This window comes from Mesorhizobium sp. M0028 (genome assembly GCF_040323855.1).
In the GTDB taxonomy this organism is placed as follows: Bacteria; Pseudomonadota; Alphaproteobacteria; order Rhizobiales; family Rhizobiaceae; genus Mesorhizobium.
The window spans coordinates 137,247-144,024 of record NZ_JAMYVG010000013.1 but is presented as its reverse complement, the minus strand read 5'-3'; the positions used below and the strand labels follow the sequence as shown (position 1 = coordinate 144,024).

4 protein-coding genes are annotated in these 6,778 nt (G+C 62.5%); 3 read left to right on the top strand and 1 reads right to left on the bottom strand.

The genetic code is table 11. The features are described 5' to 3' along the window. Nucleotides 1-513: 513 nt before the first annotated feature. Complete coding sequence (locus NKJ93_RS22645) at nucleotides 514-3,369, bottom strand: ATP-binding protein (protein WP_352484985.1); 2,856 nt, start codon at nucleotides 3,367-3,369, stop codon at nucleotides 514-516. 226 nt (nucleotides 3,370-3,595) lie between these two features. On the opposite strand from NKJ93_RS22645, the gene NKJ93_RS22640 reads away from it, so the two are divergent. The 3 genes from NKJ93_RS22640 to NKJ93_RS22630 all read left to right on the top strand — a co-directional run bounded on the left by NKJ93_RS22640 (nucleotide 3,596) and on the right by NKJ93_RS22630 (nucleotide 6,750). Further along, nucleotides 3,596-4,957 carry an epoxide hydrolase family protein gene (locus tag NKJ93_RS22640; RefSeq protein ID WP_352591192.1) on the top strand — a complete coding sequence of 454 codons (1,362 nt, stop codon included), beginning with the start codon at nucleotides 3,596-3,598 and terminating at the stop codon, nucleotides 4,955-4,957. An 87-nt stretch (nucleotides 4,958-5,044) separates the two neighbouring features. After that, nucleotides 5,045-5,473, top strand: coding sequence for a DUF6130 family protein (locus NKJ93_RS22635; protein WP_352591189.1), 429 nt, complete (start codon nucleotides 5,045-5,047; stop codon nucleotides 5,471-5,473). Then, the gene (locus NKJ93_RS22630; RefSeq protein WP_352591186.1) at nucleotides 5,470-6,750 is read left to right on the top strand and encodes an epoxide hydrolase family protein; all 1,281 of its coding nucleotides are present in this window, start codon (nucleotides 5,470-5,472) and stop codon (nucleotides 6,748-6,750) included. The genes NKJ93_RS22635 and NKJ93_RS22630 overlap by 4 nt, the downstream gene beginning before the upstream one ends. Nucleotides 6,751-6,778: the final 28 nt, after the last annotated feature.

Genomic DNA, 6,778 nt, shown 5'->3' with positions numbered 1-6,778 from the left:
TCCAGAAGTTCCTTCTCAATAGCCATGCGATGATTCTCTCCTTTCCATCATCATGGCCTCGCGCACAGAATTCCCGACAGTCCCCACCTCATGACCCGGCATGACCAAGTTGCTCGTACGACCGCGCCACGCCGGCGACGGTCAACGGGATGTTATGTGCACATTGCCGTCGAGCCGGTCGTCACGCACACCAATCCCGTCGGAATCAACGCTCCAGGCTCTGCGACCGGGCCCGGAAGCCGCTTCCACGCCATGCCCACCGCATCCTATGCGGAAGTTCGCGACAGACCCAGGCACGCTCCGAAACACAAATCCCCATAGGCCGTCGTCTGCGGCCCGCGGGTTCCTGCATGAGAGACTTTCGTACGCCTGACGGCACCCGAAACCCTTCAGCATGTCGGTCATTCAGCCAGCCACTCCTGTCCTCCCGAAGCCGACATTAATAGTGCCCACACCACCGTCGAAATTGCGCCGAGAGGGGACGACACCATTAGGAGAAGTGGCATTGAGGCTCTACCTCAGTGTCGCCAGCAGGTGTTCGGCAGCCCCGACATCCGCCGTATTCAGGCTCTCCACAAAATACGCCGCAACCGACTGCAAGAGCTCGCGAGCGCTGTTGATCTCCCCGCGCCCGGCCATCAGCGTCGCCATGTCGATTGCGGTTCGCAACTCCCATGCCCGTGCGCGCTGACTTCGGCTCAACTCCAGTGCCTGCATGAGGTAGGCGGCAGCTTCATCACGGTTGCGCTCCGACTGGAGAAGGAGGCTTCCCTTCATCCGTAGCAACTCCGGGAGGTACAACTGGTCGCCGTTCTTTTCGACTTGACCAAGCGACTCGTCGATCAACGCAATGGCTTCATCAACCTGACCGATCGCGGACAGTCCCCTAACTAGCGAGAGGTTGAGCGGCGTCGTGAGCAATTCATAAGGCGCCGCGTGGAGCTTCCGAAGAGATGTCTGCAGGCCCTCGACGCCGCTTTTTGCATCGCCGTGACGGATCGCGACTTCGCTTTTGAAGCCCCGACCGACCAGCAGGTACGGAGTCATGGAATGGGATTCCGCGCGGGCGATGAGCATATCTATGTACGCCTCGGCGCTCTTCAGGTCACCGGTCCACAGGAAGACCGATATCGCCCAGATCAACGCGATCGCCAACGTTAGAGAATGATCCATGGCGGCAGCCTCTTCGACGGCCTGTCGGGCGTGTGCCATGGCTTGGTCCGGATGGCCTTGTAGCCAAAGGTTCCTCGCCAGGATGGCCCTGGCCAGGATTTTGCCTTCGAAGCCCAGATAGATCGTCGTGGTCCGCTGGGAGCGCGGCCCACGGTCGAGCGCCGCCTCCAGCTCTGCGCGGGCCTCCGCGAGGTCGCCTCGCAGGTGGAGCGAGATGCCCAGGATCGAGTGTGCCAGCGCGTTGACGACCGAGTCGTCCAAGGTCGCGGCTGTGGCTGAACAACGCCTTGCAAACTCAAGGGCGGTTGCGAAATTGCCCGTCCGCAGATGGAACATGTTGAGCGAACCCAACAGACGCACCCGGTCCAGCGGATCGCCGCGCTGCTCGGCGATCGCCAGGCTCCTCTCCAGAGCTACGCGCGCCCTGTCGCGTCCTCCCCGCATGAACATGAAGGACACGCCGAGGGCTGCCTGAAGATGCATCTCGTCAAGTCCGCCAAGGGCGGCATCGTCGAAAGCGAATATTGCTCTTTCAGACCAGCGATGACACTCCGGCAACAAGGACATTGCCAGGAAAACCGGCGCGACAGCGCTGGCGAGTCCGACGCCGATGTTGGCGTTTCCGCTGTCGCCGAAGCACCATTCCAGGGCAGCCCGGACATTGTTGATGGCGGCGAAGTGGGGCGCCCGCTCCTCACCGGTCGCCAGGCTTGGCCACTCGATCCCGGTCTGCTCCAGCCATCTCCGATAGTAGGCGGCGTGGCGCACTGCCAGATCGGCAGCCTCGGCGTCATCGATCCGGATGTCGAGAACGTAGGCGCGCGTCGTATCGAGGAGCCTGTAGCGCATCATTGCTCCAACCGGACGCGTCGCCACGATCGATTTGCCGACAAGACTGTCCATGGCGCCAAGGACGGTCGATCGGTCGAGGGTCGCGCTCGTCACGACCTCCAGGGCGGCATCGAGCGTGAAATGACCGACGAATACAGCGAGCCTGCGAAGCACCACGCGCTCAACGTCGGTCAGGAGCCCAAAGCTCCAGTCTAGTGTCGCCTGCAAGGTCTGCTGACGCGGCGGCGCTGTCCGTGAACCGAGCCACAGCAGTGTCAGGCGTTGATCGAGAAGCGCGGCTGTCTGCTGCAGCCCATAGGATTCGACACGTCTGGCCGCCAGTTCGATCGAGAGCGCCACCCCGTCAAGCTTTCGGCAGATGCTTGCGATGATCAAGGCCTCGGCGTCGCCGATGTCCAAACGAGCGCCACCTGCCACCGCTCGCTCGACGAACAGCTGGGTGGCCGGGAATGTCTGGACGATGGCCGCCGTTAGCCCCGGTTCGTCGGGCGGAAACGCAAGCGCATCCAACCGGCAGATATGTTCGCCCTCGACCCGAAGCGCCTCGCGGCTCGTCGCCAGGATGTAGACCTGTGACGCCGCATCGACGATGCTCGAGGCCAGAGGCGCCACCGCATCCACGAGATGCTCACAGGTATCGAGGATCAACAGAATCCGCTTGTTGCGCAAGTAAGCGATCAGGTTGGGCGTCGCATCCTCTGTTTGAACCGTTAGTCCAAGCATCGAGGCGACGGCTGTCGTCACCAGACCGGGATCGCCGATCATTCCCAGATCGACGAACAAGACCGCCCCTGAAAATGCTTCGATCAGGTGATGCCCGACTGCGATCGCGACGGTGGTTTTGCCGACGCCACCGGCGCCAACGATGGTGACGAACCGCGAAGCATTCAGCTGCACCGACAGCTTAAGAACATCCTCGTCCCGTCCGACCATCCGGCTCAAGCGGTTTGGAAGATTCGCGTGCGGAAACTCAGCGGCAATGAATAGGGCTTCGTCGCGTGGGCTGTTTAATCGCAAAACCGGCGCAACGAAGCAATAGCCCCGCCCCGGAAGCGTCGCGATGTACCGCGCGCCATCCTTTCCATCGCCCAGCGCCCTGCGCAGTCCGGTCATGTGGAACCGCAGGCTGCCTTCCTCGACGACGACATCCGGCCAAACCCGCGACATTAGATCTTTCTTGCTGACGACTTCATTCGGTGCAGAGGTCAGGACTATGAGAATGTCGATGGCGCGCGAACCCAACTCTACGGGAGCGCCTTCTCTTGTCAGGAGCCTTTCACCCGCAGCAAAATGGAAAGGGCCAAACGACAATCTGTCTTTGGCTTGTATTCCCGTTTTCGTCATGGCGTCTTCTTTTGGAGCCGCCTGCACCCAGCGCCGCAGTTTAAGTCAAGGAGCGCTCCTGCACCATAGGGAGTCTCACAGTCTAGGCGCCTCCTATCTGCTCAAAAAAGCGGCAGGCTGGCAGCGGCTAACACAAGCTCACGACGCATAACGGGCTAATCCCGCCTCCTGGGCGTAGTTCAAGCTACGTAGATAGATCGCAAACCCATCAACCCAGGAGAGACCCATGGACACGACCAGAACCTCCGAAGCAATCGACCAGGATCGCCGGCGACTTTTGGGCACTGCGGCGGCCGGCATCGCCGCCGCCGGCGCGGCGAGCCTGCTCCCGTCGCAATTGGCCGCCGCATCCACGAGCGATGCCATCCGCCCTTTCTCCGTCAGTTTCCCGCAGGAGGAGATCAATGAGCTTCGCCGGCGCATCGCCGCCACGCGCTGGCCCGAGCGCGAACTCGTCTCCCACGAGGCGTCCCGGCGGATCTGGTCGACCCCAGCAACTGTAGGGCCAACGCAGGGCGTGCAACTCGCCACAATGCAGAAGCTCATGCAGTACTGGCGAACGGAATACGATTGGAGCAAGTGCGAGGCGCAGTTGAAGGCGCTGCCGAATTTCGTCACTGAGATCGATGGGCTCGACATCCACTTCATCCATGTGAAGTCTAAGCATCAGGGCGCCCTGCCTGTCATCATCACGCACGGCTGGCCCGGTTCGGTCATCGAACTTTTGAAGATCATCGACCCGTTCACCAATCCCACTGCGCACGGAGGCACGGAGGCGGAGGCGTTCGACGTGGTGATCCCGTCGATGCCGGGCTACGGCTTTTCCGGCAAGCCCACCGAAACCGGTTGGGATCCCGGGCGCATCGCGCGGGCGTGGATCGTGCTGATGAAACGCCTTGGCTACGACCGCTACGTCGCGCAGGGCGGCGATTGGGGAGCACTCATCACGGAACAGATGGCCCTGATCGCACCTCCCGAGCTGGTCGCCATCCACACGAATATGCCGGGGACCATTCCGCCGGAGATCGTGAAGGCGCTGGCCTCCGGCGGTCCGCCCCCCGCTGATCTTGGCCCCGACGAGAAGCGTGCCTACGAGCAGGTAGCGTTCTTCTACAAAAACGGCCTGGGCTACGCCAACGAGATGGCTCTTCGTCCGCAAACGCTCTACGGGATCGTCGATTCACCGGCCGGCCTGGCGGCGTGGATCCTCGATCACGATGCGGACAGTTATGCGCTGATCGCCCGCTCCTTCGATGGAGAGCCGGAGGGCCTTACCCGCGACGACATCCTCGACAACATCACGTTCTACTGGCTGACGAACACGGCGATCTCGTCGGCACGTCTCTATTGGGAACATACGCAAACGGCGAAGGCCGGCTTCTTCGACGCCAAGGGCATCACCATTCCCGTCGGTGCGACTGCGAACCCCAGTGAAATCTACACCGCACCGAAGAGTTGGACCGAACGCGCGTTCCCGAAGCTTCTGCACTATGGCCGCACGGACAAGGGCTGCCATTTCGCCGCCTGGGAGCAGCCGAAGAGTTTCACCGATGAGGTGCGCGCAACATTCAAGACGTTGCAGACATGACGTGTTGGCGGGGGATGGCGCGCCGGACGCTCGTCATCTTCCGCCCAGCGATAGCTGCGTAGCCAACCTCCGAAGGGAGCGACTGCAATGAACCCCCTCATCAAGACGCTCACCGCACTCGCGGTTTGCACCGTGCTCGCCACGGGCGCGTTTGCCCAGAGCACGGTCGTTCCCATCGACAACGAGCCCGCACCCAAGCTGATCGTGGAGCCGCCGCTTCCGGGTCCGTTGGCCAGCGGCGTCGTGTTCATCCCGTACCGGGTGGAGAACTTGCGCATCCTGCCTGTGGGCGGGGCGGCCGCGCGCAACGTGTCTCCGCGGGTCGGGCATCTGCACGTCACCGTCGACGACCTGCCTTGGGCGTGGGCGGACTACGGTCAGAGCAACACCATCATCTTGGTTGGCATGCCAAGCGGCCAGCACAAGGTGCTGATCGAGGTGGTGGATCCCGAAGGCAAAGTCTTCACCAAACAAACGGTGACGTTCCACACTCCGGACAAGAAGGTGCAGCCATGAGGCTCGACCAACTGGCGGCCGTGCTGGCATTCGGGCTTTGCATCCTTTCCGCGCCCGCCTCCGCCAACCCGGTCGAGGATCGCTCGATCCGGCCCTTCAAAGTCTATGTGCCGCAAGCGCCGCTCGATGATCTTCGCAGTCGCATTGCGCAGACAAGGTGGCCCAACCGGGAGACGGTCGATGACCAGTCGCAGGGCATACAGCTCGCGAAGATCAGGCCGCTCGTCGAGTATTGGGGCACGGCCTACGACTGGCGGACAGCGGAAGCGAAGCTGAATTCCCTGCCCCAGTTCATGACCACGATCGACGGAGTGGACATCCACTTCATTCACGTTCGCTCGAAACATCCCAATGCCTTGCCGCTGATCATGACGCATGGCTGGCCCGGCTCGGTGCTGGAACTGCTCAAGACCGTCGGCCCTCTCACCGATCCCACGGCGCATGGCGGTAGCCCGGAAGACGCGTTCGACCTCGTACTGCCGTCGTTGCCGGGTTTCGGCTTCTCCGGCAAACCCACAGATACCGGCTGGGGTACAGACCGCATTGCACGAGCCTGGGCAGAGCTGATGAAGCGCCTTGGCTACACAGATTACGTCGCCCAGGGCGGCGACTGGGGCTCTCCCGTTTCGAATGCAATGGGACGTCTGGCCCCGGCAGGCCTGCTCGGCATTCATGTCAACCTGCCGGCTGTCGTACCGCCAGAGATTGCCGCGGTGCTCGCCGCCGGCGGACCGGCGCCGGCGGGGCTCATGGACAAGGAGCGCGCGGCGTTCGATGCGCTCAGCATGGCCGCCAAGATGGGGAACAGATCCTACGCCACGATGATGGGCACCCGGCCCCAGACGATCGGTTACGCCATCAATGACTCCCCCGCAGGGCTCGCCGCTTGGATGCTCGGGCATCCGGGCTTTTCGGGCTGGACCTACGACAAAAGCGACCCCGAAAAGTCGCCTGACGAGGTGCTGGACGATATCACGCTGTACTGGCTGACGGACACCGCCACCTCGTCCGGGCGAATTTACTGGGAGTACGGCGGCGGGCGCAGTCCCGTTTTTGCCGACCCTGAAAAGACCAGCGAAGTCTCGCTGCCGGTGGCCATCACGGTCTTTCCGGGGGAAGGCTATCAGGCCCCCGAGACGTGGGCCCGGCGCGCCTACCCCGACCTGATCTACTTCCATGAGGTCGACAAAGGCGGCCACTTCGCCGCGTGGGAGCGGCCGGAGCTCTTTTCTGCCGAGTTGCGCGCCGCGTTCAGGCCGCTGCGGCAAACCAAATAACCACCTCACTCGAAAGGAACGACAAATG